The organism is Oscillatoria sp. FACHB-1407 (genome assembly GCF_014697545.1).
Taxonomy (GTDB): domain Bacteria; phylum Cyanobacteriota; class Cyanobacteriia; order Elainellales; family Elainellaceae; genus FACHB-1407.
In genome coordinates this window covers 236,731-262,145 of record NZ_JACJSA010000007.1, presented here as the reverse complement: position 1 = coordinate 262,145, position 25,415 = coordinate 236,731, and the positions used below count along the sequence as shown (strand labels likewise).

25 protein-coding genes and 2 pseudogenes are annotated in these 25,415 nt (G+C 48.8%); 7 read left to right on the top strand and 20 right to left on the bottom strand.

Annotated features, from left to right (window positions below; all coding sequences use genetic code 11):
- Nucleotides 1-455: 455 nt before the first annotated feature.
- Nucleotides 456-995 carry a DoxX family protein gene (locus H6G89_RS14175; protein ID WP_190507274.1) on the bottom strand — a complete coding sequence of 180 codons (540 nt, stop codon included), beginning with the start codon at nucleotides 993-995 and terminating at the stop codon, nucleotides 456-458.
- 267 nt (nucleotides 996-1,262) lie between these two features.
- On the opposite strand from H6G89_RS14175, the gene H6G89_RS14170 reads away from it, so the two are divergent.
- Complete coding sequence (locus tag H6G89_RS14170; RefSeq protein WP_190507272.1) at nucleotides 1,263-1,418, top strand: hypothetical protein; 156 nt, start codon at nucleotides 1,263-1,265, stop codon at nucleotides 1,416-1,418.
- 101 nt (nucleotides 1,419-1,519) lie between these two features.
- On the opposite strand, the gene H6G89_RS14165 is transcribed toward H6G89_RS14170, so the two are convergent.
- From H6G89_RS14165 to H6G89_RS14135, 8 genes and pseudogenes are all read right to left on the bottom strand, one after another.
- Nucleotides 1,520-2,182: a Uma2 family endonuclease gene (locus H6G89_RS14165; RefSeq protein WP_190507270.1), complete on the bottom strand. Its 663-nt coding sequence runs from the start codon at nucleotides 2,180-2,182 to the stop codon at nucleotides 1,520-1,522.
- Nucleotides 2,183-2,296: 114 nt separating this feature from the next.
- A complete protein-coding gene (locus tag H6G89_RS35025) occupies nucleotides 2,297-3,064 on the bottom strand; it encodes a sensor histidine kinase (protein WP_242059950.1) in 768 nt (255 codons plus the stop codon).
- Between the two features lie 84 nt (nucleotides 3,065-3,148).
- A pseudogene (locus H6G89_RS35020) lies at nucleotides 3,149-4,045 on the bottom strand (ROK family protein); the annotation flags it as partial.
- A gap of 167 nt (nucleotides 4,046-4,212) precedes the next feature.
- Entirely contained in the window at nucleotides 4,213-4,788 is a 576-nt protein-coding gene (locus tag H6G89_RS14155; RefSeq protein WP_190507266.1) for a DUF924 family protein, read from the bottom strand.
- Nucleotides 4,789-4,794: 6 nt separating this feature from the next.
- Nucleotides 4,795-5,190 (bottom strand): hypothetical protein, encoded by a 396-nt coding sequence (locus tag H6G89_RS14150; protein ID WP_190507264.1) that lies wholly within the window; start codon nucleotides 5,188-5,190, stop codon nucleotides 4,795-4,797.
- Nucleotides 5,191-5,278: 88 nt separating this feature from the next.
- A complete protein-coding gene (locus tag H6G89_RS14145) occupies nucleotides 5,279-6,169 on the bottom strand; it encodes an ABC transporter permease (protein WP_190507262.1) in 891 nt (296 codons plus the stop codon).
- A 143-nt stretch (nucleotides 6,170-6,312) separates the two neighbouring features.
- Nucleotides 6,313-6,996 carry a Rho termination factor N-terminal domain-containing protein gene (locus tag H6G89_RS14140; RefSeq protein WP_190507260.1) on the bottom strand — a complete coding sequence of 228 codons (684 nt, stop codon included), beginning with the start codon at nucleotides 6,994-6,996 and terminating at the stop codon, nucleotides 6,313-6,315.
- Nucleotides 6,993-8,333, bottom strand: coding sequence for a ParA family protein (locus H6G89_RS14135; RefSeq protein WP_190507258.1), 1,341 nt, complete (start codon nucleotides 8,331-8,333; stop codon nucleotides 6,993-6,995). The genes H6G89_RS14140 and H6G89_RS14135 overlap by 4 nt, the downstream gene beginning before the upstream one ends.
- 145 nt (nucleotides 8,334-8,478) lie before the next feature.
- Between H6G89_RS14135 and H6G89_RS34450 the strand changes: the two genes are divergently transcribed.
- Complete coding sequence (locus H6G89_RS34450) at nucleotides 8,479-10,008, top strand: GUN4 domain-containing protein (RefSeq protein WP_199336708.1); 1,530 nt, start codon at nucleotides 8,479-8,481, stop codon at nucleotides 10,006-10,008.
- A 49-nt stretch (nucleotides 10,009-10,057) separates the two neighbouring features.
- Here H6G89_RS34450 and H6G89_RS14120 read toward each other — a convergent pair whose 3' ends face one another.
- Complete coding sequence (locus H6G89_RS14120) at nucleotides 10,058-10,630, bottom strand: transposase (RefSeq protein ID WP_190507256.1); 573 nt, start codon at nucleotides 10,628-10,630, stop codon at nucleotides 10,058-10,060.
- An 84-nt stretch (nucleotides 10,631-10,714) separates the two neighbouring features.
- Nucleotides 10,715-11,395, bottom strand: a complete 681-nt coding sequence (locus tag H6G89_RS14115) for a CTP synthase C-terminal region-related (seleno)protein (RefSeq protein WP_190507248.1) — start codon at nucleotides 11,393-11,395, stop codon at nucleotides 10,715-10,717.
- Nucleotides 11,396-11,751: 356 nt separating this feature from the next.
- Between H6G89_RS14115 and H6G89_RS14110 the strand changes: the two genes are divergently transcribed.
- Complete coding sequence (locus tag H6G89_RS14110; protein WP_190507246.1) at nucleotides 11,752-12,624, top strand: LysR family transcriptional regulator; 873 nt, start codon at nucleotides 11,752-11,754, stop codon at nucleotides 12,622-12,624.
- 63 nt (nucleotides 12,625-12,687) lie between these two features.
- On the opposite strand, the gene H6G89_RS14105 is transcribed toward H6G89_RS14110, so the two are convergent.
- From H6G89_RS14105 to H6G89_RS14095, 3 genes are all read right to left on the bottom strand, one after another.
- On the bottom strand, nucleotides 12,688-13,707 hold the full coding sequence (locus H6G89_RS14105; protein ID WP_190507244.1) for an ABC transporter ATP-binding protein: 1,020 nt from the start codon (nucleotides 13,705-13,707) through the stop codon (nucleotides 12,688-12,690).
- A gap of 273 nt (nucleotides 13,708-13,980) precedes the next feature.
- A complete protein-coding gene (locus H6G89_RS14100) occupies nucleotides 13,981-14,529 on the bottom strand; it encodes a pentapeptide repeat-containing protein (protein ID WP_190507235.1) in 549 nt (182 codons plus the stop codon).
- 17 nt (nucleotides 14,530-14,546) lie between these two features.
- The gene (locus H6G89_RS14095; RefSeq protein WP_190507233.1) at nucleotides 14,547-15,887 is read right to left on the bottom strand and encodes an LCP family protein; all 1,341 of its coding nucleotides are present in this window, start codon (nucleotides 15,885-15,887) and stop codon (nucleotides 14,547-14,549) included.
- On the opposite strand from H6G89_RS14095, the gene H6G89_RS14090 reads away from it, so the two are divergent.
- The 3 genes from H6G89_RS14090 (at nucleotide 15,881) to H6G89_RS14080 (ending at nucleotide 19,272) form a co-directional block, all read left to right on the top strand.
- Entirely contained in the window at nucleotides 15,881-16,018 is a 138-nt protein-coding gene (locus tag H6G89_RS14090) for a hypothetical protein (RefSeq protein ID WP_190507231.1), read from the top strand. The two genes, H6G89_RS14095 and H6G89_RS14090, sit on opposite strands and share 7 nt — an antisense overlap.
- Nucleotides 16,019-16,471: 453 nt before the next feature.
- Nucleotides 16,472-17,521 (top strand): mannose-1-phosphate guanylyltransferase, encoded by a 1,050-nt coding sequence (locus H6G89_RS14085; RefSeq protein ID WP_199336707.1) that lies wholly within the window; start codon nucleotides 16,472-16,474, stop codon nucleotides 17,519-17,521.
- Between the two features lie 98 nt (nucleotides 17,522-17,619).
- A complete protein-coding gene (locus H6G89_RS14080) occupies nucleotides 17,620-19,272 on the top strand; it encodes an ABC1 kinase family protein (protein ID WP_190507228.1) in 1,653 nt (550 codons plus the stop codon).
- A gap of 41 nt (nucleotides 19,273-19,313) precedes the next feature.
- Here the strand turns inward: H6G89_RS14080 and H6G89_RS14075 are convergent, their stop codons facing one another.
- From H6G89_RS14075 to H6G89_RS35015, 5 genes and pseudogenes are all read right to left on the bottom strand, one after another.
- A complete protein-coding gene (locus H6G89_RS14075; RefSeq protein ID WP_190507226.1) occupies nucleotides 19,314-19,772 on the bottom strand; it encodes a DNA phosphorothioation-associated protein 4 in 459 nt (152 codons plus the stop codon).
- Nucleotides 19,759-21,837 (bottom strand): AAA family ATPase, encoded by a 2,079-nt coding sequence (locus tag H6G89_RS14070; RefSeq protein WP_190507224.1) that lies wholly within the window; start codon nucleotides 21,835-21,837, stop codon nucleotides 19,759-19,761. The genes H6G89_RS14075 and H6G89_RS14070 overlap by 14 nt, the downstream gene beginning before the upstream one ends.
- Nucleotides 21,834-22,010: a hypothetical protein gene (locus tag H6G89_RS14065; protein WP_190507222.1), complete on the bottom strand. Its 177-nt coding sequence runs from the start codon at nucleotides 22,008-22,010 to the stop codon at nucleotides 21,834-21,836. The genes H6G89_RS14070 and H6G89_RS14065 overlap by 4 nt, the downstream gene beginning before the upstream one ends.
- Nucleotides 22,011-22,141: 131 nt before the next feature.
- Nucleotides 22,142-22,414, bottom strand: a pseudogene (locus H6G89_RS14060) (four helix bundle protein).
- A 67-nt stretch (nucleotides 22,415-22,481) separates the two neighbouring features.
- On the bottom strand, nucleotides 22,482-23,858 hold the full coding sequence (locus H6G89_RS35015; RefSeq protein WP_441339449.1) for a DNA phosphorothioation system restriction enzyme: 1,377 nt from the start codon (nucleotides 23,856-23,858) through the stop codon (nucleotides 22,482-22,484).
- Nucleotides 23,859-24,737: 879 nt separating this feature from the next.
- Here H6G89_RS35015 and H6G89_RS36400 point away from each other — a divergent pair.
- Entirely contained in the window at nucleotides 24,738-24,845 is a 108-nt protein-coding gene (locus H6G89_RS36400; RefSeq protein ID WP_190507220.1) for an IS1/IS1595 family N-terminal zinc-binding domain-containing protein, read from the top strand.
- 217 nt (nucleotides 24,846-25,062) lie between these two features.
- On the opposite strand, the gene H6G89_RS14045 is transcribed toward H6G89_RS36400, so the two are convergent.
- A complete protein-coding gene (locus H6G89_RS14045) occupies nucleotides 25,063-25,368 on the bottom strand; it encodes a DUF3181 family protein (protein WP_190507218.1) in 306 nt (101 codons plus the stop codon).
- Between the last annotated feature and the right edge of the window lie 47 nt (nucleotides 25,369-25,415).

Here is a 25,415-nt window from a genome sequence, read left to right as displayed (position 1 = left end):
GCTCAAAGTCCCCCGAAATGGGGGATGCAGGGGCTATGAAGATTCCTAAGTACAACTCGTCGTAAATAAGGGTGGGAATTTGGGGTGCAGGGGTGGAACCCCTGGCTGGGGGCGCAGCCCCCACACCCCCCTGGTTTTATTTCCAAACCCTATCTATGAATAGCAGTACTAAGAAACAAATTTTGTAAAAGAGGCTTAAATCTCCTCCAGGCAAGGCTTCTGTTTCTTCCCTGCTTCCCGCAGTTCACTCCGTTGAAGACTTGTGTGTACAGGGTAGCCTCAAAAAAAGGGGGAATCCAAACCTTTAGAGTTTGGCTCCCCCCTTGATAAATTACCGTGTAAACAGATCTCAAATGAGAGTCCAAAATGCGCTCGATCTTCCTCAATTCCCCTTCAAGAGGAATCTCCAGAGCTTGTCAGAGGTTCTCTGAGAGGATGACCTACCTTTATGCTCTCTATTTTTGAGAGACGGTTTCTGACGTTTGATAGGATGCCTCTAAAGTTTGGCGTTGCTGTTCAGAAGCCTCTGGTGTTGCAGCATCGAGCCATCCTGCAATCAGCGCATCCAATGAGAATAATCCACCGCCATTGACCGTGTAGAACAGGAAGCACGCCGCATAGAGCGCGGAAAGTTCCAAATAGGGGATGCTGAAGCCTGCCACTTTAATGTGGTGATACATGGCAACGAGCATGGTTGAAAACAACCCCAGTGCGGCTGGTCGGGTAAACAGACCAAGCACTAATAGGGGAGAAGCGATTAACTCTGTGTAGCCAGCAAGATAGCTGAAGAAGATTGGGAAGGGAAGCCCAATGACTTTGACATAAGCTTCAGCAAAGCTCTCAATGTTAGACAGCTTGTCTAATCCGTTATGGATCATGACGATGCCAGCAACAACTCGTAAAACAGTCCAGGCAATCTGAGAAGGATAGTTGGGTGCCAGATTGGGTCGAAACGTAGCCACCGTTAGGGCTTTCAAGCGTTGGATGATAGTCATGATGGCTAAAGAAGAATGAAACGATGGGAAGGCTTTGTTAAGCAATATAACAACTATTAATTATTGTAACTGTTTTTTCTAGTACTATTTGCTAATTCAAGTCCTTGCCCTTTCACCTTCTGCCGTAAATCTGCAACCTGTACGGGCAGGTTTAGCAGACCAATCTGTACCCTGTAATCGAGTTGGAGGCAAAACCCACCCTTACCAACGATCGCCCCGTCGTTAACGTCAATTCGGATTAAACACCTGGCGAATGAATTCGCGGCTATGAGAGCTAAGTCCGCCTGCCCGGACTACAGGAAATCAAGGGTTGCTGAACCGACGCAGGTCAGTTTTGCTCTTGTAGCGGCGGTTTTAACCGCCAAGATCCTTATCCCGAACTCAGGTTATTTAATTGGCGTTGCTGAGCTTGAAGATGAATGAGTTGCGAGCAGGATGCTCGCACTGGCTTAAACGATTTGATTGAAAGCGGTATCCTACCTTCTACCCCTTCACTCCACACCCTGCTCCCTGCTTCCTACTCCCTATTCCCGACTCCCCTCTTGCTTCTCTTGAATCCAGGCACGGAGCAGTTGCAAAGCCTGTACCAGACCGATCGCATCGCTTTGTTGAATGAACTGGATGATCTGGATAGCGGGTAAGCCTGGAAAGATAGCACTTTTGCCATGTTCAATGTAACGATCTCCCTGAAGCTGATAAATCAGCAGATTGCCGTTGAGCACATCGTCTCCTGCCTGAGTGAGATAACGCCACACTTCAGGGATGCCAAGCTCTGCATAGAGCGACAATTTATCAAAGGTGCTCTTGGTGATGACGATTTCGACTGCCAGGTCGGGAGGATCGTCGTGAGGTAAGTCGGCAAGATGTCCATCATCGGGTACGGGGTACTGGATGTAGTAGCCCCCATCCACGTCAACCGCGCACCCTTGTTCACTACCTTTGATCAGCAGAGGCAAACATGACTCAACCGAAATGCCTAACTCGTTGGCAAGCAGTAGGATCAGGGACTCAATCAACTTGTTGCAGCGATCGCGCTCTGGTAGCGGCGTGAGCATCTCTAACTTGTTGCGATCGTAGGTAAGACGAACGGTGCGGTCTTGCCCTAGCTCTGCCAGCAGCATCTCAAATTTTTGCCAAGTGACATTCGGCAACAACACAGGTTGTTCGGTTTGAGTTGTTTTTTTCATAACCAGTTCTCTTGCACCTTGAGTTCTTTAAGCATTATTTCTGGTGTACGGGCAGAGCATTCAGTAGAGGAGCCGTGATGAAGTTACGTGGCTGATCGAGCGACTGCTCTACCCCTACAGGTTCTCTTGCATGACTAGAGGAATGGAGCACTGAATGCAAGTCACGCCGATTTCCTGGGTGGAACCTGTAACTGGAATAGACACTAGTTCTAAATGACCGCCCATTAGCTCTAACAGCGTTTGGTTGATCAGCAGCATAAACTCTGGAGAAAACTTCACTGGGCCAGGGTGATTGTTAGCCGCAACGATCGCCTCTTTCAGTTCAGTCAGAGGCAGGGATGGCGATCGCTGGGATTGCAGCAGATGGATGGGTTCGCTCCAATGATGGGGTGGGCGTTCATCCTCAATTTGAATCAGGGCGCGATCGCCCTTTGAGGAAATCTGAGTGGTGACACGCACCGTTCCCTCCTGCATGAGGGACAATGGCGTGTCGATCAGACTCAGCAAAATTTGATGGAGCCACCGTGGGTCAGAAGAGACATACACATTGGGGTTCGGTAATTCAACCTCCAGTCGCAAACTCCGATTTTGTGCCTGCAAGTGAGTTAGTCGTTCTACCTCTTCGAGCATCATTGCCAGTTGCAAGGGCTGCAATTGAAACTGCTCGGTGCCGTACTCCGTTTTAGAGACGCGAATTAATTCATCCAATAGTTTCAGCATCTTCTGAGCAGCGGTGTGAGCCTGATTAATGAAGTCTCGTTCTTCTTCAGGGCTGTCTGCCAAATCTGCCAGGATCAGTTGATGCAAGCTGATGACGCTATTGAGGGGCGATCGCAACTCATGTGACGTGCGTGCCAAAAACCCTGCCTTAAACTGGCTCATCTCGGATGCCATGACGTATGCCAGTTGGGTCTGGTGCAGTTCACGAGCCGTATCAGACTCTACAGGCGTCGAGGGGTAGTCATCGACAAATTGCCATGCCAGTTTGGCAGCACCGACGATTCCAGCATGGTTGCCCAACTCGGCTCTCAGTAACTGCAAACCATCGCGAGAACTGAGTAAAACCCGCCGTTCGATCTCCGCTTGCATCGACGGAAAAAAGAACTCGGCACTGGCACTGACACCCCCGCCAATTAATACAGCTTCGGGAGTAAGAATGTAAATCAAACTGGCAATTCCTGCGCCCAACTCACAGCCGTAGGTTTCCCAGAAGGCGATCGCTTCTGCATCTCCGGCTTTGGCTTTTGCCCCCAAGACCTCTGGCTCTAGCCCGGTACGACGACGAATGGCTTGCACTGAGACATGTTGTTCCAGGGAACCGTCGTTGCCACTGTTGCAACTGGGTCCGGCATAGTCCAGGGTGATCAAGCCCAACTCTCCGGCAGTGCCGTCGCGTCCTGTAAAGAGCTTGCCATCTAAAATAACGGCTCCTCCGACTCCAGTGCCTAACGTTAGCAGAATCAGGTTCTGAAATCGTCGCCCTGCTCCCAGCCAATATTCGCCTAATCCAGCACAGTTGGCATCGTTAGCTAATAGCGTGGGTTTGCCAATCTCTGCCTCCAACCAATCCGCAAGAGGAACATCCTGCCAACCCAGGTTAATGGCGACTCTGGCAATGCGCCCAGTCACGTCAGCGGGGCCAGGTGTGCCAACCCCAATCGCTAAACTTTCACCGTTGGGGTCAAGTTGGGCGATCGCCTTGACCATGGCAGCCAACACTACTTTGGGATCAGAGGGTTGTGGTGTGGGCACACTGAGGGACTGCAAACATTGTCCGGTGCGATCGAACCGCCCCAACTTAATGGCAGTTCCACCTAGATCAATGCCAATTACAAATTGACCCCTCGCTCCCTCAGCGTGCATACGTATCCTCATGGCTGTGCCAGTTCATTATAGGAGTGGGAGTCCCCTACGTCTCTACGTAGATCAGCCTCTTGCCATTAATTTTTAATTCGGCGGGCAAATGCAAAGCACTGCCTCATAAAGGGCTTATATCAGCAGTGCTGTTTTTTATTCGATGCAACGGCGGATTAGAAAGACGATCCTGGTTGTTTGAGAAACTCAATCTCTTCAGGCGTGGAGGGTCGATTGAGAATGGCGTTGCGATGGGGAAACCGCCCAAACCGTTGGATCACATCTCGATGACGGATAGCGTACTCCAGCCCATCCTGTAACTCAGGAAAGTCAACGACTAAAGCTTGATATAAGGCGATGGATTGGTGCTGATCTGCGAGGTCTTCGCTGTGCTCCAAGGGCAAATAGAAAAAGAATCGCTGTATCGGTTCTAGCTGCTGGTCAAACCCTCTGGCGATCGCCCCTTTGGCAATAATCCGAGCCTGGGGGTCGGTGGCAAAGGCGCGTGGTTCTCCGCGAAATATGTTGCGGGGAAACTGGTCAAGGACGATGATCAACGCCAAACAACTTGATGGCTGCGATTGCCAGTTATCCAGTTCCCCCGCAGCGGCTTGTTCGTAAGTTGAAAGGAAGCGATCGCGTAATGTCTGATCCACACTGAGATCTTTAACAAACCACAACTTTTTGCGTTGGCTGTAAGACTCAATTGGGTTACCAAACCAGAAGTCTAAAATTTCGTCAACGGATGCCATACATCCCTAATTTTGCCGGAAGGGACTGGGGTTATTAGACGATTCGGATGAATTTTCTTCGCGCAATAACTCCAGTTGACGATTACGAAAGGCTTCTGCTTCAGAGTTGATAGTCTCACGCTGGTCTTCTTGCACCTCTGACATGGTGCGACCTCCCGTCTGACTGGCGCGGTGAATCAGGTCAAAGACACTGTTCATCTGCCCGTTCCCATTGTTTGAGAAGGGGTCGCCATTGTATTCCCCAGATTGTGGATTGGGTTGTAAGGTATCCGCTGCCGTGACTTGAGCCGAAGCAGGCTGCATCACAAAACCTGCCGTGATTGCGGTCGAAGCGAGTACGCTCAGGGTTGTCCAACTGAATGACTGGCAATACTTGGCGAGTGTGTGGGTGGCTGCTTTCATAGACTTTCAGCTTAAAGGATGAATTAGTGCTGGTTCACAAGACGATACCAGGGGAAAATTGCTCCCTATGTTGACTAGTTTACCGGAACTAAGCGAGACTGCGGCTTAACAGAGAGCGGACGCTGAATAGGGCGATCGCATCAAACCCGATGAGCACCAGCAACGCCGTTCCCAGAGTGACATCTCCAAAGGGAGCTTGCAACACCACGCTATTAAATGCCCAATCACTGTGCAAGTAGAGATAGCGAATCGGCTCGATCGCATAGCTGAGCGGGTTCAAACTGGCGACCCACTGCAACCAGGTGGGCATAAAGCTGAGGGGAGCCAGAGCCGTGCTGGCAAACAACAGCGGCAGGTTCGTCACAAAAATGACAGCAATGAGTTCAATGTGTCCGGGTAAGGCAAAGGCGAGTCCCAGGCTGAGAGCAGTTACACCCAACACCAACAGGAGAACGATCGTCACAACTAACGCCAATCCCAGGGGGTCAGGCAACCCCGCACCTAAAAAGGCACTGGCTGCCACGATACCTGCCGTTTGAATCATGCTCAACGTTGCGATAAAAATGGCGGACGCCAGCACGATGGAGAAGCGAGACACCAGGGGAGCCACCAGCAGCCGATTGAGAAAGCCAAACTCGCGATCGAACATGACGGGCAACCCGGCATTGAGCGCACCCCCAAAAGCGGTAAACACAATCACCCCAGCACCCAAAAACTGCCCATAGTTGGCACTCTCACCAAATAAACCCTGGGGCACGTTTTGAAACAGCGCACCAAACAGGACTAACCACATGATCGGCTGAATCAACCCGGCAATTAGCGTACTGGGACGACGCTGAAGCTGAATGAACAAACGACGAGTTAGCGCAGTGGTTTCTTGAATAAACTCGTTAACCCCAGAAGCTTGAGGGGCGATCGCCGCTGACTTAAATTGTGCTTCAGAGGTTGTGGTGGGGGGTGGGGTAATCGTTTGGCTCATATCTGCAAGTCCTTTTAAGCCAGTTTGTTAAGCTGCAAGATACATTTATCGCGTTTGTCTTTAGACTAGCGCATATTGCTCTCTCGCTGGGAAGCAGGTGGCTATGTTGATTACCGATACTGCCGTAATCGCCTCTCCCTCTGTTACTGGCTAAGTAGCTCGATTAACTCTGGTTTCTTCAACTTTGCCGTTCCGGTTAGACCACGTTTTTTGGCGATCGCCTTCAGTTCAGTAGTTGTCAATGTTTTGAGAATTTCTGCATCCTTAATAATGTCAGGCAGGGGTTGTGGAGTCAGTACAAAAACCTGTTTGAGGGCATCTAGTTTTTTGCCTTTGGTAATACCGCACTTCAAGTCAATGACCGGATCAAAATTCTTCCAATATTGGCGAGGAGCCTCTTCAATGCGGTTAACGGCAACTGGAAGTTTAATGCCTTTCAACACGCTTCCCGGTTGATCAATTAAGTATTGCAATGCAGCTTCAATTTCATCTCTTGAAGCCGTAGAAAGGTTAATTTTAGGAGTCACCTCACCCGACAATACTTGAGAGATTTCAGCGGCTTCCTGACTAGCGTCGGCAATAATGCACCAAACCCGCTCTAATCTTGCTTCTTTAGCAACAGCATAAATAAAAGCGTTGCCAATCACTTCATACTGGTCTTCTCCAGTTTCTTTAACAATCACTGGAACCCAATTGTGTCCGCCTTTTACTTTTAGAAAATCAGCGGATGCCTTAACTAAAAACCTTGGTGTATTTGTACTTTTACCTGGGTAAATTTCATCCAGGTATAGGTACATCAAATTTCCAATATCTGTTAAGCTACTCATTGCAAAAAGTACTCCTTTGCTAAGTTCACATAATATTCATAAATAGTTTTATTGCGGTAAACAGCGGGAATTCGGGCAAACGCTGCATTTGCAATGTGGGCAAAACCTGGGAGTTCAAAAATTTTAGAGCGTTCTTGAGGAAAAGAAGTGGGTAAGAAGTAGGGAGATAAATCAAACCCATCTTCTTTCGCCGTTTCAACAATTCTGTTAATTTCTTTTTGCACAAAAGTGAGTGAGGTTTCTGTTGTCTTTTCTCCGTTGAAAAAGATTGGCAATGCAATTGGGCCCCCATCATCTCGGACTTCCTGAATCTCAGGGATAAACTGTTTAATAACACCGACAGCATTTTCTATCGAATAAATGTTGTTATGTTTCGTTGGAATTAAGACTACATCAGAGGCATAAACTGCACTCTGGCTAAAAATTCGCCAGTTAGGCGGAGAATCAATCAAAATGTAGTCGTAATGTGACTTCAAAGGTTTAAGGACTTGAGATAATCGCTGAAATTTGAACATTCTACGGAGTTCAATCTCAGCAATCTCATAAGCTAACTTGCGATCGGCTGGGATCACATCAAACTTAATTTCTGTGTTACTATTTCTCCCGTTTACCCGAATTGAGAAAGGTTTGATCGCTGTCCTAATGTCTGATTTCTTATTATTGAGAATTTCGTAAAAATTACAGTCGCTTAATGGTATGCCTAACGAGTTGGTAAGGTCTTGTTGATTTGGGTCAAAGTCAACAATGAGTACTCTTTTTCCTTTTAGGGTTAAAGTGGCGGCTAGATTGACGACGGTTGTAGTCTTACCAACTCCACCTTTGTTGTTGTAGACTGCCACTGTTAATGCTCTAGGTGGATGGTGAATTTTATCTCGAAGAAAATTCGCAATTTCATCCACATTATCAAGATTCAATTTCAGGCAAGTAGTCGCAGGATAAATCACTCTTCCGTGTTTACGAAATAGCTGTACATAAATTGAATTGGTAATTAAACCCCATTGTGATGATTTAGTGTTTTCAGATAGCAAATATCCTTCAATCTGTTTGTATGTATCTCTGTAAGCAGATGAATTAGGACTAAGATTAATTTGCCTTCCTTTCAACTCAACCATCACATAGGGATTGGTTTTAGTATTGATGAAGATATCATTCTCTAAATTTTTGCGGAGTGCATAGTCGGCAATCCCTCTATCTTTTGTGTTGTAGCCAGGACAACATTCATTGCTGGCAAAGCCCAAAGCTTCTAGAAAATGACCTGCAAACTGACTGGTAACAATTGGTTCTTGTGCTCCCTCTGGAAGACTTTGCAGAGCAGTTTGAAGAGTAGTGAGTGGCATAGGGTGTGAGGATAAATTTTAGTTCTGTCGAGCCGTAGAAACGATCGCTCACAGACTATTCCTCCCTTCCCAGAAAAATCTTTCAGTCCGGATATTTCAAGAATTCTAGTTGTATTGATTACTACGTTTGAGATGCGGTTAACAAGTGAGTGTCCCATTTTTAGGAGGCTTTACTATCGATCAAGCGGTTACAATTCAAATCAGTAATTTATTTCACTCCAGGTCAATAACCTTGGGAATGTCAGAGGCGATCGCCCTTTTCTTCTCCTACTCTCACAAAGATGAGGCACTGCGCGACAAACTCGCAGAACACCTGAAGATCCTGGAACGCCAGGGCGTGATTTCCTCATGGCACGATCGCCAGATTGGAGCAGGTAGCGAGTGGGCAACGGAGATCGAGACGAATCTGAATCAGGCAGATATTATTCTGTTACTGATCAGCGCATCGTTTCTCAGTTCTGACTATTGCTGGGGCATTGAACTGCAACGAGCGATGGAGCGGCATGAAAGCGGTTCAGCCTGCGTCATTCCGGTGATCCTGCGTCCGGTAGATTGGAGCGGTGCTCCTTTTGGTAAACTCCAGGCATTTCCCAAGGATGCCAAACCCATTACCAGATGGGATGACCAGGACGAAGCCATGATGAATGTGGCTCAGGGCATTCGAGCCGCAGCAGAACAGTTGAGGGCACTACGTCAACAACAGCGAGTCACGGGCGATACTGTTGCTCCTTCACCTGAAGACCCTACAACTCAAGAAATCCGACAGTCAGGGCAGGGAGAATCGCACTATCGAGACGAAGTACGGCACTGCATCTGCGAAGACGGAGGAATGATCTCGCCTGTGAGCAGGGTCTATTTGGATGGATTGCGAGATAGCTTAAAGCTCTCAGCAGAACAGGCAGGGGTGATCGAGCAAGATACGCTCAAGCCCTATCAGACCTATGCCCAAACCTTGAGTGCGATGCTGCAACAGGAATATCCGTTGAGCAAAGCGGCTCAGAGTCGATTGGAGCGATTGCAAAAGACGTTGAACCTGAACGACGAAGAGGTTAAGACACTGAGCGATCGCGTGATTGCCGAGGTCGCACCAAACCCCATCACGACAAAACCACCTTCTGCCGTAAAGATCCCCCCGCCTGCGGCACCTCCCTTGATAAGGGGGGTTAGGGGGATTCTATCCAGTGATAACATCCCTTTGGAATCTAAGAAAGGGGTTGACTATGCTTACTTGCGCGATTTGCTGCAAGCAGGGGATTGGAAAGAAGCAGATCAGGAAACCACCAAGCGAATGCTGCAAGCCATCGGTAAGAAAGGATGGTGGCAGGTTAAAAGCCGAGACTTGTTGAACTTCCCCTGTGTTGACCTAAAGACAATCGATTGCCTCTGGGTTAAATACAGTAACGGTAAGTTTGGCTTTAGTGTGCAAAAGCAAATTTACGTCGAGTGCGGTGCTGAATTAGATGGCGAATATCCTGGTAACGAAATCTGGGAGAAGTTTTGCGATCGTGTCGGATGGCGCATAGAGGGAAATTATGTAAGCTACCGTGACCTCAAGAAGAACCTTTCATTTTCCCCTTCTGGAGAATTACCTGTGATAGAGGATTGGGTTTCGTTGCTGGATTTGGGTTCGTGGGGCTGGGATCTCTTCTCTCGCGTTGAGACTTGTAAGCTGTAGCAAACCCTAGATCTCCAACTTCTGGCAGAAGTTGGAGATCTGAAAAGCCTCACTCATCTAACATGAGCGATCGCACCACCGCCATTGATGACAATTGTTGTTGCGTTAAAAACGATTGATACGCCAACTCTGAGCCGAATAACTCTCGAATCATTTGTGTTTGCGGCAAGGTGCCATTCCGTAGTCCTGCATAGTCACGATAACTGGAAAACTCCCATTCCTCTGGAGTCCTCACCATCTCAGCTTTTACCGGATTGAAATGAATGTATTGCACCAAATGATGAAGGTACACCTCTCGATCAACCCAGGTAGCTTGATATTGTCTTTGAAAGATGGTTCCAACTCGGTTGTAACGACAATTGATCGCCTTGGTATACGCCAGTGAGAGCGATCGCATTCCTTCGGTGACACGCTCCGTTTTGCAATACACCAACAGATGATAGTGGTTTGGCATCAAACAATAAGCCAAAATCTCAATAATTTGCTCGACCAAATAACGACGCAGCAATCGCAAAAAATAGAGATAATTCTCACGCTCAAAAAAGATATTTTGTCGGTTACTCCCTCGATTGTAGAGGTGGTAGTAATAACCGGGCTGAAAGCTAAGAGTGCAACGTGGCATGAGAGGCTTTAGCGAGAGGAAATTACGCTTAGCGTTCCCGCCATCACCCTTTAGATCCCTAATTTTTTCGAGAAGCCGGAGAGCTTAAAGAACAGTTTTCAGGAATGCGGTCACAATCGGATGCGGTAACTCAACCGTCGATCGCGCTTGTGGAACAAACAACGTGCCAATGAAAAAGGGATGACCAGGAAGCTCAATCACTCTCACCTCGCCTTCACTGTCTGAACCTGTGATCTGCAAAGACTGGCTCTTTAACTGCGGCACATAATCTGGATTCACACCAAAGTTGCAGTAATAGCGTTCAACAGCGGTTAACGAACCATAAATCGTGGCAATTTGCGAGCCTTTGGTAAAGGTCAATTGCATCTCGCGCCCTGCTAGTGAGCAATCAAGTTTTGAGATAAACAGATGCGAGGCATAGGGATCATTCTCCTGGCTTTGAGCCTCCTGAAACCCAAGTACATTGCGGGCATATTCCAGGATCATGTGCTGAAATCCACCACAGGTTCCCAAGCAGGGGATCTGGTTTTCACGGGCATAACGAATGACATCCAGCAACTTCTCCATCGCTCTGTAAGGGCTACCGGGTGCAACCCAGATACCCGCATAGGTCGCCAACTTGGAGCGATCGCAATCTGGCGTTGAGATCCACTCTGCTTCGACTTCACAGCCCAATTGAGCACTGGAATGGGCGATCGCGCGATCGGTTGCGATATGCGGCTCAAAGGTGGGATCATACTCTCCCAAAATGGCAATGCGGCTCATCGTGTAATCCTCCAATATGGGTTTGATGGCAGTTCTAGAAATTGTTTCTACGGGTCACACCCTATCGCCAGAATGAGGTTGAGAACCAGGCATTGGGGGATTCTCCCCCAAACCCCCATTGGGGGACGCCACTGCCTCCCCCAAACCCCCTAGCAGAAGGTTTTTGAGTTAACCCAAAGGCGCGCTTCGCATCGGTTCCAAGTACGGGTGCTTCTAGTCGTGACAAGGGTTGAGGACTTGCAAACTTGTCAAGGGAAGGTTAGTAGGGGTCAGATGGGTAGTCTTGAACGATCGAATTGGTATTAGCTTAAATAGCCGTATAATCATGAGTCAAATTGATTTGATGCATTTGATGCATGAAACGAATTCATATCACCCTGGCGCAGATTCAAGCCTTTGCTACCGTTGCAGAGATGCGAAGTTTCACCATCGCCAGTGAACAGTTGGGCATGACCCAATCTGCCGTAAGCCATGCCGTCGCTGCGTTAGAGAAAGAATTGCAAGTGTCTTTATTGGAGCGCGATCGCACTGGTGTTTTTCTCACGGATATTGGTCAACGAGTGCTGCTGCAAGCGCAAGAAATGCTGGCTTGTGTTGAACATATTCATCAGGAAACATCTGCCGCAGTCGGACTGGAAGCCGGAAAAGTTCGTTTGGGAAGCTTTCCCAGTGTCTCGGCTCAATTTCTTCCAAAAGTGTTGCGCCAATTTCGGCAGCGATATCCCGGTATTGAGGTGGTACTGTTTGAGGGAACCGATGATGAAGTGCGGGAGTGGATTCATACCCGCGCGGTGGATGTTGGTGTGGTCGTTTTACCGATTGATGAGCTAGAAACTATTCCCATCACAAAGGATGAGTTTTTAGTGGTGACTTCACTCCAGCACCCTCTGGCACAACACTCGCAGATCTCCATTCGCCAACTGGCACAGGAACCGTTCATCATGTCGAAAGCAGGCTGCAAACCGTTGATTACAGCGATGTTTCGCAAAGCCAAAATCACCCCAAAAATCCAGTGTGAGGTGATTGATTTGCGGACGATTTTTGTGATGGTGCAAGAAGGAATGGGAGCCACGATTGTGCCGGAGATGGCATTACCGAGCGATCGCTCCCAGTTACACATGATGTCACTTGAGCCACGACAGTTCAGACAGCTTGCCTTTGCCGTTCCCTCGCTACCCAGTGTGACCCCTGCCGTTGCTAAGTTTCTGCATGAGGCAACCCTTTGTTGAGTTGGGATAGTAAAGGAAACCAGTGAGATCCCTGGATTTTTGAAAAAGCTAGAGATCTGAGGGTTAACGCATGTTTTGTTTGCGTTCTTTTTTCAAGTCACGAGTTTCTGCCGCTGCGAGATCGGCATCCAACAGCGTTCTACCTGTTGCCGCGAGGTAGACATCATCCAGACTGGGACGCGATTGCGACACGCCAAAGGTGGGCAAACCTGCTTCCTTTAAAGCTTGTTGAATGGTTAGCAAGGCATCACTTTGAGGGTCAACGACTAGATTTAACGAGTTACCCTGTGCTTCGTTAACGATCGCCTCCTGCACAAAGGGAAAGTTTGCCAGCAGAGTCTTAGCGGTTTCGGCTTCCTCACGGGGGGTAAACTCCCGGATTCGTAGCGTAATGCGATCGCCCCCAATCCGGTCTTTCAACTCTGAGGGAGTGCCCGATGCAATCACCACCCCGCGATCGATAATGGCGACTCGATCCGCCAGGGCATCCACTTCTTCCAGGTAATGGCTGGTAATGAGAACCGTGGTTCCCTCGCTTCGCAGTTGCCGCAAAAAGTTCCATACGGCAGAACGGCTCTCAATATCCAGCCCAACCGTCGGCTCATCCAGCACCAGCACATCCGGTTGATGCAGCAATCCGGCAGCGAGGTCAAGACGTTTCCGCAATCCGCCAGAATAGGTGCCCGTTTTCTTGTCTGCCCATTCACCCAAGCCCAGGAGGAACAACATTTTGTCGATGCGTTCTGTGGCGATCGCTTTTGGCAAGTGATAGAGTGCCGCTTGCAGTTGCAATAGTTCCCGTCCAGTTAGCACCTTATCTAACGCGACTTCTTGCGCCACGTATCCTAACCGTTGCCGTGCCAGTTTCGGTTCATCCAAAACAGAGACGCCAGAGACTTCAATGCGTCCTGCATCGGGAGTCGTTAGAGTGCAAAGACAGCGAATCGTTGTGGTTTTGCCCGCCCCATTGGGACCCAACAAACCAAAGATTTCACCCGGTTCGATTTGCAGCGAGACGTCTTTGACAGCTTCGACCTGTCCGTAGCGTTTCTGTAATTTTTCAATGACAACTGCTGGAGCCATTGGTTTACACCATTTTGGATTTTAGATTTTGGATTTTAGAGGTCGGCTTGCAAGATGCTCTCTAACCAGGGCTTGTACTCCTGGTCAAAGGTATAGCCCGTCCTGACGGTTTTTGTTGATCAACCACAATCCCTTGATAGGCAATGGTTGTAAGGGGTGTAAGTCTGCCATTCCTTCATATTTTATAGTCTTACGCACATCCCTTAAAAAAGGGGATGTGAAGGCTTGCGGCGATCAGGGATTCCACCCCTGCACCCTATCTCGATCGCCTCCCTATTCCCGGCATCCTAAACTGTCACGAGTCGCGACACCCGTTACTGGATTAACGCCTTCTGCTCGTTTGCACAGTTGGGCAATCTCGTAGCGATCGAGGATGGCATCGGTAAAATCTGCTCCGGTAATCGTGACATTATCGAAGCTGGTACGGGTTGCGGTAGCTCCTTCCAAAATGGCGTTGGTTAGATCGGAGCCAACCAGAAATACGCGATCGACCAGAGCACCTGTGAGGTTTGCGCCTACTAAATTGGCATCCAACATAACCGCTTTCGTCAAAATGGCATTTGTTAGATCGGCTCCTTCCAGGTTTATTTCCCGCATCTCAGCCGAGACAAAGGCTTTACCTGTTAAATCAGCGTGGGAGAAATCGTGTTGGATCAGGTTAGCGTTGTTGTAGTTCACCGTGTCGATCGCCGCTTGCACAGGAGTAGCACTCAGCAACAACCAGAGGCAGGCCAGAGCCAACACAAGAAGAAACCCAAAACCACGGAGTAGAAGCTTTTTCACAGGTCTATCAGCGATGTGAATGCACGCTAAATTAGCCATCGCCCCTACCTATTAGCCTATAACCCTTCTGTATGTCCTGCCCAATCAGATCCCACTCGAATCGTTAAATCAGACTCCAGATCACCCGTCGAGGCAGCAATGACATCACCGACTCCCAAGACCATCTCAACAGTTTCTGCACCCTGCAAGTCACCCTGTTGCACGATAATTTGAGTTTGGGCTTGACGGTCAGGCCAATCTTGAATCACGTAGACATTGCCAAAACCCTGTTCTTGCAGGTAGTTTGCCACTTCGCGACCCAACCCCGGATTGCCAGAGGCATTTTGTACGGCAATTCGCAAGCTATTGAGGTCACGGGGTTCAGCCGCAATATCCAGAGAATCCACCTGAAAGTATTGCTGCATGATCTGGTCGCGCTTCTCCTCGTCCATGATCCAATAGCTAGCAACATACTCACTGGGAGTGCTAAAGCGACCTGGCAGCATCACCATCCTAAAGTTGTCTTGTTCTAAGCCCAAGCCAAAGCTAATAAGAGCCAGCATTTCATCGAGCGAAAGATTGGTGTCGATGCTCTGTTGCACCAGCCTCAGTGCCTCTGGGAGTTTAGGAAGCACAGTCGGGTCCATCAGGCGATCGCGCAAGGCTCGAATCAACTGCTGCTGCCGCTGCACCCGTCCCACATCTCCAGTGGCATCGCGTCGAAATCGAGCAAATCCCTCTGCCTGCTCCCCGTTCAACACTTGCCATCCCGGTTGCAGGTCAATGAACAAACCCTGCGTATTATCGACGTAATACATCTCTTGGGGAACAAAGATTCTCACCCCACCCACCAGATCGACCAGTTCTCGAAACGCTCCAGTGCTGACGCGCACATAGCGATCGATCGTGACCCCATCAAAGTTGGCACTAACGGTACGAGCTGCTAACTCAGCACCCCCCACCGTATTTGCATGGTTGATCTTGTTGGTTCCTTCTTCTGGAATGCTAACTCGTGTATCTCTAGGAATTGAGAGCACATTGACCGATTCTGTAACGGGGTCAATCCGCACGAGCAACATCGTGTCACTGCGGCCAGAAAAGACCTCTGGCGAACCATCGGGCACATTGGGAACGCGGTCGATTCCCATCACCAGCACATTAATAGGACGGCTGATGCGGTAGCCAAAGCCTCGTTGCCACACGTCTCCTAACGAAACTTGCTCTTCTCCTTGAGGGGCGATCGACGGGGGCAGAGGAGTCATCATTGTTAGCATTGCTCCTATGCTTGCAGACACCCCTGCCGCCAGCAAAAACGTTACACTCCAAAGCAGACGTTTTGACCAGGTAGGTTGGGTTACAGATAGAGAAACAGGAGTAGGTTGGGCAGCATCTTCTCCAGAGGAAAGACGGCTTGGCATCGCCTGATCTGAAGCACTCCCTGGAGCAACCTCAGGCTGCTGTAGAGGAACTGTTAATTCAGATGGTTGTAACTCAGATTGACGTATTGACCTTCCCACTCCGTTTCACACCTCAAGGTTGTAATGTTTAGCTATATTAACGTTTTCTCTAGAACTATTTAGCTGTGTAAACCTTCGAGATTATAGACCAAACCTGGTGCTCCTCATGACAGTCCAGCTAGAGCATAACAGCTCAAAAGGGTGTTTTGAGTCGCGGATCGTCTACAAAATCCCGGCGTTTTTTATCTTCTCTTTACTATTTAGCCAAGATTTTTGCCCATTGACAGTCTCTTAGGTGACAGATGTACCTCTGACTACAGGATGAGATTTGGGCATTCAGGATGTAATTGGCATCAGAGCAGTATTTCGATTGCCAGGGAATAATGGCTAAAACAACCCTCTAAAGCTAGAAAAATCACCAACAGGCTGTGAAATGATCGTAAAGGCGATATGAAGTGATGGATAAGTTCCGTTCAAAATCAACAGAAAATTTGGTAGACCCTAGTAGGATGGGCACAGCCAAGTGAGTTAGATTGAGGCGTTCAATGATACCTGTAATTTTGGCAGGCGGTAAAGGTGAGCGTTTTTGGCCCCTGAGTCGCAAAGCCCGACCCAAACAGTTTTTAAGTCTAGATGGCAGTGGTAAGAGTTTGCTACAAGCCACCGCCGATCGCCTGCTTGCCCTCTCTGGGGGTTGGGAGGGGTTATGGGTCATTACTGCCAGCCATCTCGCAGATGGTGTGCGAGAACAGCTTCCTAATCTGCCCGAAGCGAACTTATTGGTCGAGCCAGAGGGGCGAGACACGGCTCCTGCTGTTGCCTGGGCCACGCTCGAAATCGCTCAACGCTATAACGAAGATGCCATTGTTGGGTTCTTCCCAGCGGATCACTGGATTGGCGACGAGGCTCTGTTTCATCAAACACTGAGAGCCGCTGCTGAATTAGCAGACAAAGAAGGCGCGATCGCCACCCTCGGCATTCATCCCACCTATCCCTCCACAGGTTACGGCTACATTGAGCAAGGCGAAACCGCAGGCGACTTTGGCGGATTTCCGGTTTACAAAGTCAGTCGTTTTACCGAAAAGCCCGATCGCCCCACCGCTGAGGAATTTTTAGCCAGCGGACGCTTTAGCTGGAATGGCGGTATGTTCATCTTTAAGGCAGGGGTAGCCCTGGCAGAACTGCACACCCACGCGCCGCAAATTATTGAGCCACTGGAAAAAGAAGGGGTAGCGGTCTATCCCAACTTGCCTAAGCTCAGCGTGGACTATGCCTTGATGGAAAAAACCCAGAAGGCGTATGTCGTGCCTGTGACCTTTCCCTGGGATGACCTGGGCGATTGGAACGCGATCGAACGTCTGCTCAAGGGTGAAAACCCCAATGTGGAACTGGCACGCCACGTCGGTCTGGACACTAAAGGGGCACTGTTCTACGCCACCGATGAAGATGACTTGATTGTCACCATTGGCTTAGATGACACCGTGATCGTCCGGGATGGCAAAGTTACACTGATTGTCAAAAAAGACCGTACACAGGAGATTAAGCAAGTTTTGAAGGCACTCCATGCCGACCCCCGTTATCAAGATCTGCTGTAAACTCTCTCTACAGGAAATTCCCCGAAATGAGACACAGGTTATAGGCTAGAGGTGATAGGCAAACTGATTTTTGCTTCTACCTCTTTTTTGACTCACCCATGTTTAGTCGCCTTGTTCAAACCAGTTCTCGTCAAGGGGAAATCCTTGAGATCCTGCTTCGCAATGGGTGGGACTATATGCGGCGGTTGTTGTCGGGCTTAAAAGCCGATGAGCCGCGCTTGCCGCCGCCTGCCGTGTTGCGAAACATTTTGGTGGAGTTGGGTCCGGTTTACGTGAAATTGGGGCAACTCTTGAGCACTCGCCCAGACCTGTTGCCTCCCGACTATATTTTGGCGTTGGGCACCCTGCAAGCCGATGTGCCTCCCGTTAATTGGGATGAGGTCGAGATCGTGTTGCGGCAGCAATTGCCTCAACCGCTAGAGGAAACCTTTACGTCGGTGCAGTTTGAGCCTGTGGCAGCAGGCTCGATCGCCCAAACCCATCGCGCCACCCTGAAAGACGGTCGAGATGTCGCGTTGAAGGTGCAGCGTCCCGGGATTGAACAGGTGGTAGAACAGGATATTGCCCTGATTCGCCTGGTAGCAAGCCTGGTCGCTCAAACGGACTTTGGGCAGTATTACGATGTCACGGCATTGGCAGAAGAATTTACTCAGGCATTGCGATCGGAGTTGGACTTTACCCGTGAGGCACAACACACCAAGCAACTTAAAGAGAACTTAGCGACGAGCCGTTGGTTCGATACCGAGAAATTAGTGATTCCGGCGATCGCCTGGGAATTGACCACTGAAAAGCTGTTGGTGATGGAGTGGTTGGATGGAGAACCGCTGCTCTCTGCTACGTTTCAAAGTGCGGATCACAATGGCGATGTCGCTGCTGAGCGCAAAGAAATTGCCAACATGCTATTGCGAGCCTTCTTTCAACAGATCTGTCTGGATGGCGTGTTTCATGCTGACCCGCATCCCGGCAACTTGTTCTATCTCAAAACGGGACAGGTGGCTCTGCTCGACTTTGGCATGATTGGACGACTTGACCCGCGTACGCAGGAGATCTTGCTGGAGATTATTCTGGCGATCGTCAGTCTGGATGCGCGTCGCTGTGCTCAACTGACGCTGGAACTGGCTCCCTCCGATAACCGAATCAGCTTTGTGCGCCTGGAAAACGACTTCGATCGCCTGCTCAGGCAGTATTACAGCATGACGATCTCAGAGGTAAACTTTAGCAAGCTGGTGTATGAGGTGTTGCAGGTAGCTCGTAACAACAAAGTGCGAATTCCCGGCAACCTGGGGCTGTGTGCCAAGGCGATCGCGAACCTCGAAGGCATTGCCCGTGCTCTTGACCCCGAATTCAATATTCCTGATCAGTTGCGTCCGTTGATGACGGAGTTGTTTCAACGGCAACTGGTGGGGCAATCGCCACTGTCTACTTTTTTGAGAACGGCACTGGATCTCAAAAGCCTTTCGTTGCAATCGCCACGACAGATTGAGCTATTGCTCGATCGCGTCACGTCAGAAACGTTGCATTGGAACTTTAACATTAAGGAACTCGATTCGCTGCGTCGTACGGTGGATTCCTCTGCGAATCGCCTGTCGTTTAGCGTAGTGGTCGGTTCTCTGATTATGGGAGCCGCGATCATCTCGTCGAATTCGGCGGTGAGCCAGGTGTCGTGGTTGAGTGATGCGCTATTTGCCGCAGCAAGTCTGATGGGATTGTGGTTGATTGTCAGTATCTTGCGATCGGGACGGTTGCGATAGGGGCGATCGCCTTTATCGCAGCTCTTGGTCACTCATACCCTTTACAAAAATCGGGATAAATCAAACTCTTCTATATCTGTTTTGCCTTTGTTTCTTTCTGTATTGAGTAGTAATAAAATCTGCTCTGAATAATCTACGATTCCTTGTAACTCGGCTTGTAAGATTTCCAATCCTCCGTTTACATATTCCTGAAAGATTTGAATCCGCATTGCATCACATTCTTCATTCGGGAGTAAAATTCTCAGTTCCTCAGTTGAAACTGCTGCAACTAAGCTAATGACTGCCAAATTACTTCTAAATTGATCTTGTGGAACTGCATCAGGATCTTTTCTTGAGAATTTTCCTAACGGCACTCTTTTAGCTCTGCTAACTCCTAGCATTCCTGCAAATGCTAAAACGTCAGCATATGTTTGAAAAGGTCCAGTCCCGCCTTCTGCATCCCTCAGAGCTTTGACCAATTCTGCTTTATCTTCTGAAATTTGAACCCTAGCTAAAGCCATTTTTTACTTCCACAATCTCTGTATATTCAAACTCATTTGGGCTTTGCCTAACCAGAGAATAAACCTGTCCATATCGCTTAATTGATGCTTCCTCACAATCTGACTTCGGTGAATTAAACGTCAACACATACTCCTTGCCAATCCGAGATTGCATTTCCTGCTCCACTTCTCCTCGCCACTGCGTCTGAGAAACCATTACTACCAACTGATTCGCTAACAGTGGAATTAATCTTGCCACTTGTCTCCGGTAAAGCTCATCCAAGTTACCAAAGGGTGAGTCCATCACAACAGGAAAGGTGCTGCTATCGGGTCCCATGACTAGCCCTGCCTTACTCCACTGGCGCACCCGCTCAATAACACTGCCAATAAATGACAGACTAAGGATTTGATTTTCCCCAGTCGAGGCACCAACCAGTACATCCTGTCTACCTGCTACTTCAACCAGGCTCAGTTCATAGCGATCGCTCAATCTGGGTAAGTATGTCTTGAACGATATTTGTCCGTACAGATCTGCAATTTGTTGTTCCAACTGCTGCCGAAAGACCTCATCCCGGTTTTCCTTCACCTGTTTCAGGCGATCGATCGCCTCTTGAGCCACCTCGATCCGCTTTACAGCTAGCTTTTGTCGCTTCTCGTTGGAGCGGCTTTCCTTCAACTGCTTGCCTAATCGTCCAGCTTGCAGTTCCAGGTTGGCAATCTTTTCCTGGTTAACTCCTTTTTCTGTGGTCAGACGGTCGATCGCTGTATCCACCTCATCGAGTCGTTTCTGAAGTTCCCGGATATCTTCTCTGGGGCTATGGCGCAGTTGATCTCGCAGGTCTTCTAAGTCGTCTTGAATTCGCTCTAAAGTCCCTTTGCTGTGGTTGATACTTGCCTGCTCCCGATCCACTTCCTGCCAAAAATCGTCAATTTGGTTCTCTAGTTCGTTGACTCGTGCTTCAACCCGGTAGGTGGCTGCCTCTACCTCTGAAAGCCCCGATCGCTCCAACCAGGATTTGACCAGATTGCAGGCGGTCGTTCCCTCATGTAATTCTGTTCCACAAATGCACTTTTGGCGATCGAGCAAATCCTGAACAAACTTCTGCTTAATATCCGCAGGCAATTCACCGCGCTGCTCCCGTTCCCGGATCAATGACCGAAATTCTGCGGCGACCTTTGGCAGAAAAACACTATAACCTCGATTCGAAATTGCCCGTTTAAGGGTCTTCTTGCTCTGCTGAATTTTCTCCCGAATTTCCCGCTCTTGCTCCTCCAGAGTATTGAGTTGCGTTTGCAACCCCTCTACCTCCGTCAACTCCAGTTGCTTTTGCCGAAGCTGTTGTCGCCGGGTAGTCTGGTGTTCCAACTCCTGATCGATCTCTAGCTGGCGAGTCTGTAACTGCTCAGCCTCCTGTTCTAGCTTGCGCTTTTGGGCTAACAGGCTCTGTGTCTCTGCATCTCCAATTCCTTCCAACTCCTCCTCTAGCGTTTTACGAGCCGTTGTCAAATGCTTGATCGCTCGATCCAACACTTCAACGCCAAGTAATTTCTTCGTGGCTTCTGCAATTTCTGAGCGATTGTCGGTGCGGGTAATATTCTCAATCCGCTCTCCATCAAAGAAGAAGTACTGGTGCAGACTCCTTGGCAAGATACGAGTAATCACATCCTCTGGCATCTGAGAAGACGGCAGGAAAGTCCAACGACCATCATCCCCCACGAATTGCATCATCAGTTCGCTCTTCGTCTGCTCGACGGAGCCATCCTTCTTCCGGTAAGCCCGACACTCTCGTTTCACTCGATACTGCTTACCATCATGTTCAAAAGACACCTCAACCCAACAGGGAACAGGCTTGTCAACTTTCGCTTCGCTCAGTGCCCTCCGATTCACCAATTGCTCCGGAGACGCGAGGGCTGCTGTAAATTTCTCGTAGAGTGCCCAGGTAAACGCATTCAGCACAGCCGTCTTCCCCGAACCATTGTTGCCATGAATCACCGTAATGTTGCGCTCATCCGACTTGGCAAAGGTGAGACTCTGTTCGCCGTAAAACGATCGAAAATTGCAAAATTTGAGTGCAAGAAGTTTCATTGCACAACTTCCTTGATGATTTTCAAGATTTCATCATTGACCGGGCTGCGCTCATTCTTATCCAACCGCTCCTTCTCAATTTCTAGCACTCGTTGAATAATCTGCTGTACCTCCCTGGAGGCAGTAGAAATCGGCTTATGAACATCATTGGTGGAAGTAGAGGGTTTGGGCATTGGAGAGAGAGCGTCAGGGTGTGGGGGATTCAGGGGATGAGGGTGATTTTGTTGGTAATCCTTGCATTGTGTAGTCAGCAGTCAGGAACCTGCTAACCTCTTCTAGTTGAGCAATTAACTTTGTACTATCACTATTCTTTCGCCAGAATCAAGTAATATCGACATTCTTTCAGAGAACCCTGAGCAATATTGATAAATCTTGCTCGGTCTGCCCGCGCCTTTTATCTAAAACCTTCTGCAATATTAGCGACAACAGAAACGGCTGCTCTTCTAAATTGAGAAGTTAGTCCATAAACTTCAGTTTTTGGAAAATCATGACTGAATCGGTAAGCACCTAAAACAAACTGATGCGCCTTTTGCCAAACTAGCAAATCCTGAAAACTCTTTGCAGCAACTCCTCTCATTTCCTTCCCACCCCGTGATTCCCTTGATGTCCTTAATTGTTTCTATTTCCCTAAGTTCCCCAACCATTCACATATCTAACAAGTCATACTGCTGCTGAAGCCCCAAAAGTTTGGCTCTGGCTTCACCGGAGTTGTCTGCCAAATCAGCAAATTCGATCACTCGTCGCAATTCTCGACGCAACAGATTTCGCTCAACGGTTAGCGTTTTTCGATCCAGGGCAGGGGGCAACACGATCATGTCAAACAGGGTGGCGCGTTGCTTATTGGGATAGCGACGTAAAATCCGTCCTCGTCGTTGAATAAACTGTCGTGGATTGCTGCTGCTCGCCAGAATGACAGCCGTTTCTACATTAGGAATATCGACGCCTTCATCGAGACAACGAATCGCAACCAACCCTTGGAGTTCTCCCGATTCAAATTGTTGACGTAACGCCTCCCGTTCATCTAGAGAAGTATCGGCGGTGTAGATGTTGACACGATAGCCTAACTCCTTGCCGAGAATGCGAGCAACGACTTCAACTTGGGTCTGACTTTCTTGGCTGACCTCGTTTTCGACAGACCCGTCTCCGCAGTAGAACAGAGTATGGCTGGTTTGCAGGCGAGATTTCATCAACTCTCGTAAAACGGTGAGTTTATTGGTAGCCGTACTGAGCAAACGGGCGCGTTGCATTGACAGGGTTGCCACGGCTGAATCGTCCTCATCATTATCTGCGATCGCCAGTGCTCGCCCAATTTTGGTACTGAGTTCCGAGTAAGCGTTCGCTTCCTCCTCTGTCAATTCCACGAACAGGGGATAGTACAGGTAACGAACTAATGCACCTTGCTCAATCGCATCCCTGAGCGTAAATTCTGGTTCCAATACGGGACCAAAGTAGTCAAAGAGGGACTGTGTACCGCGATCGTCAAAATACCGTTCGGGAGTAGCAGACAGGGCTAAGCGTAACCCTACATTCCGTGGCAAACTTGCCTCTAGCCGTCTCGCTCCCAGGTTATGCGCCTCATCCCCGACAATCAGGGTCTTTTCTGGTAGATAGGGTAACTGCGACTGTAAGCCCTGACTCATCAAGGTTGCATTAGTTGTGATAATCGTCAAAAAAGGCTGACTGCCAGAGCGAACGTTATAAAGCTGAGTGGAAAGCTTACTCTGCCAGGTACGAACATTCTCAAATGCTAAAATTGGCTCCAGTCCAAACTTCTGGCACTCCCTTGCCCATTGACTCACCAGATGCCGATAGGGACAAATCACCAGTAGAACTTGAAGACCAATCTTGTTGTAGAGTTCTGTGGTTAAGGATAGAGCCGTAATCGTTTTGCCACTACCTGTCGCCATTTTCAGGGTGCCTCTGCCCTTATTGGCAAACCAGTTGGCGATCGCCTGCCTCTGATAAGGACGAATCGTGAGCCAGGATGGAAGGGTAGGGACTTTAGAGGGATTCGAGGGAATCAAGGGAATCAGGGAATCAAGGGGATCAAGGGAATATTTTTTGTTCGATTCTTTTGCTCCTGGCTCCCTCGACTCCTTGACTTCTTGACTCCCTACTTCTTCCATTGGGGCTTCACTCGGACAACGCTTCAACAATGACCTCCGCGCTGCCTCCGGAAACTCCATCACCTCCAAATTAGGAGTCTGGTTATCCCAGAGTCGCTGAAAATCTTTTAACTTCTCACCGATCCGCTCATCGTCTCCAGACCGCCAGGATCGAAATACATCAATGCATTCAAAGTTATTCCTCAATGCGCTAGCACTCTCATTGGCAGAGCCAGAGAAAACAACCTGATTTGCTTCTGAATCGGTGAAGACTCCCAGTTTTTCGTGATAGATACCTTGATGATGGAGGTCACGATAGACTGCCAACTTAATCTCTAAGAAACCGTTGCTCAGTAACCAAGCCAGGCAAGCAAGGTGGTCTCCCACAATCTGCTCAAACTCTTGCTCCAACTCATGGATGATACTTTCTGCGATCGCCTCATCCCGCTGTTTCAGCCCCTTCTCGATTGCTGCAATGTCCTCCGTAGAGAGGTGAGGTGAAGCAACCAACCTCATCCGTCCGTTTGACTGGATGAAATAGGACAATCCCTGAGCGGCCAAGGCTAAAGAGGTGCTTGAAAAGAAACCAACAGCGCGATCGTAGGTTACTGCCCGACTCAAGCAAGGAATATAAAAATCCTGGAGCAGATTATGGCGATCGCTCCGATACTGATTCCGCAGAGCAAGATCTCTAAGACTCACACAGCAGGCTCCGCACAAATGGTGGTATTCCAGACATAGGGATGAGGATCAGAATGCATAGAACAACCTGAATCTGTTCACTCCTTCCTTGCAGTGCTGGTACTCGAACCCATACATTGTCCAACATGCAACAGCACGAATATCGTCAAACATAGTAAGACGACTGAGGACAAACAGCGATATCTAATGTCGCAATACTGAATGTACCCGTCACAGCTTTAATCGGTGTGAGTTTGGACGGGTTGTTTCACCCCATCGATCCCTATATCTAGACCACTATTCAAGAAAAGATTGACCCTTACTTGGGACAGGTCTTGCCAAAGTGTCCGGTGTAAACCGATAGTTCTGTTGCTAAACCTGTCCTTGCAGGTATTTTATTTTCTAACAATCTCCCAAGAGTGTGAGTCCCTCATCCTTGTTATAGCTCTCGTTGATACTCCTCCAGCACATCCATCAAATGAACCTGAGATTGCATCGGCAGGAGGTCAGCGAGGGGGATATCACGCTTGCCGCCACCCACTTTGACAGAGATGTTTTGCAACACTTCAGCCACTTTGCTTTCTTGTAGTTGACCCGATTGCAGAATCGGCAGAAAGCGTTCGGCTAAGAGGGTATGGAGGTGAGCATCACGCAGATAGAGATGCCACTTGGCGATATCGATGTAAACGTTTTCACCGATTTCAGCTGCCAACTTTTCAATGCTTTCTGTAGTACCGAATGCCATAGGACGTTTCCCTGTGAAACAACAATTCACTAAACACATTCATCACA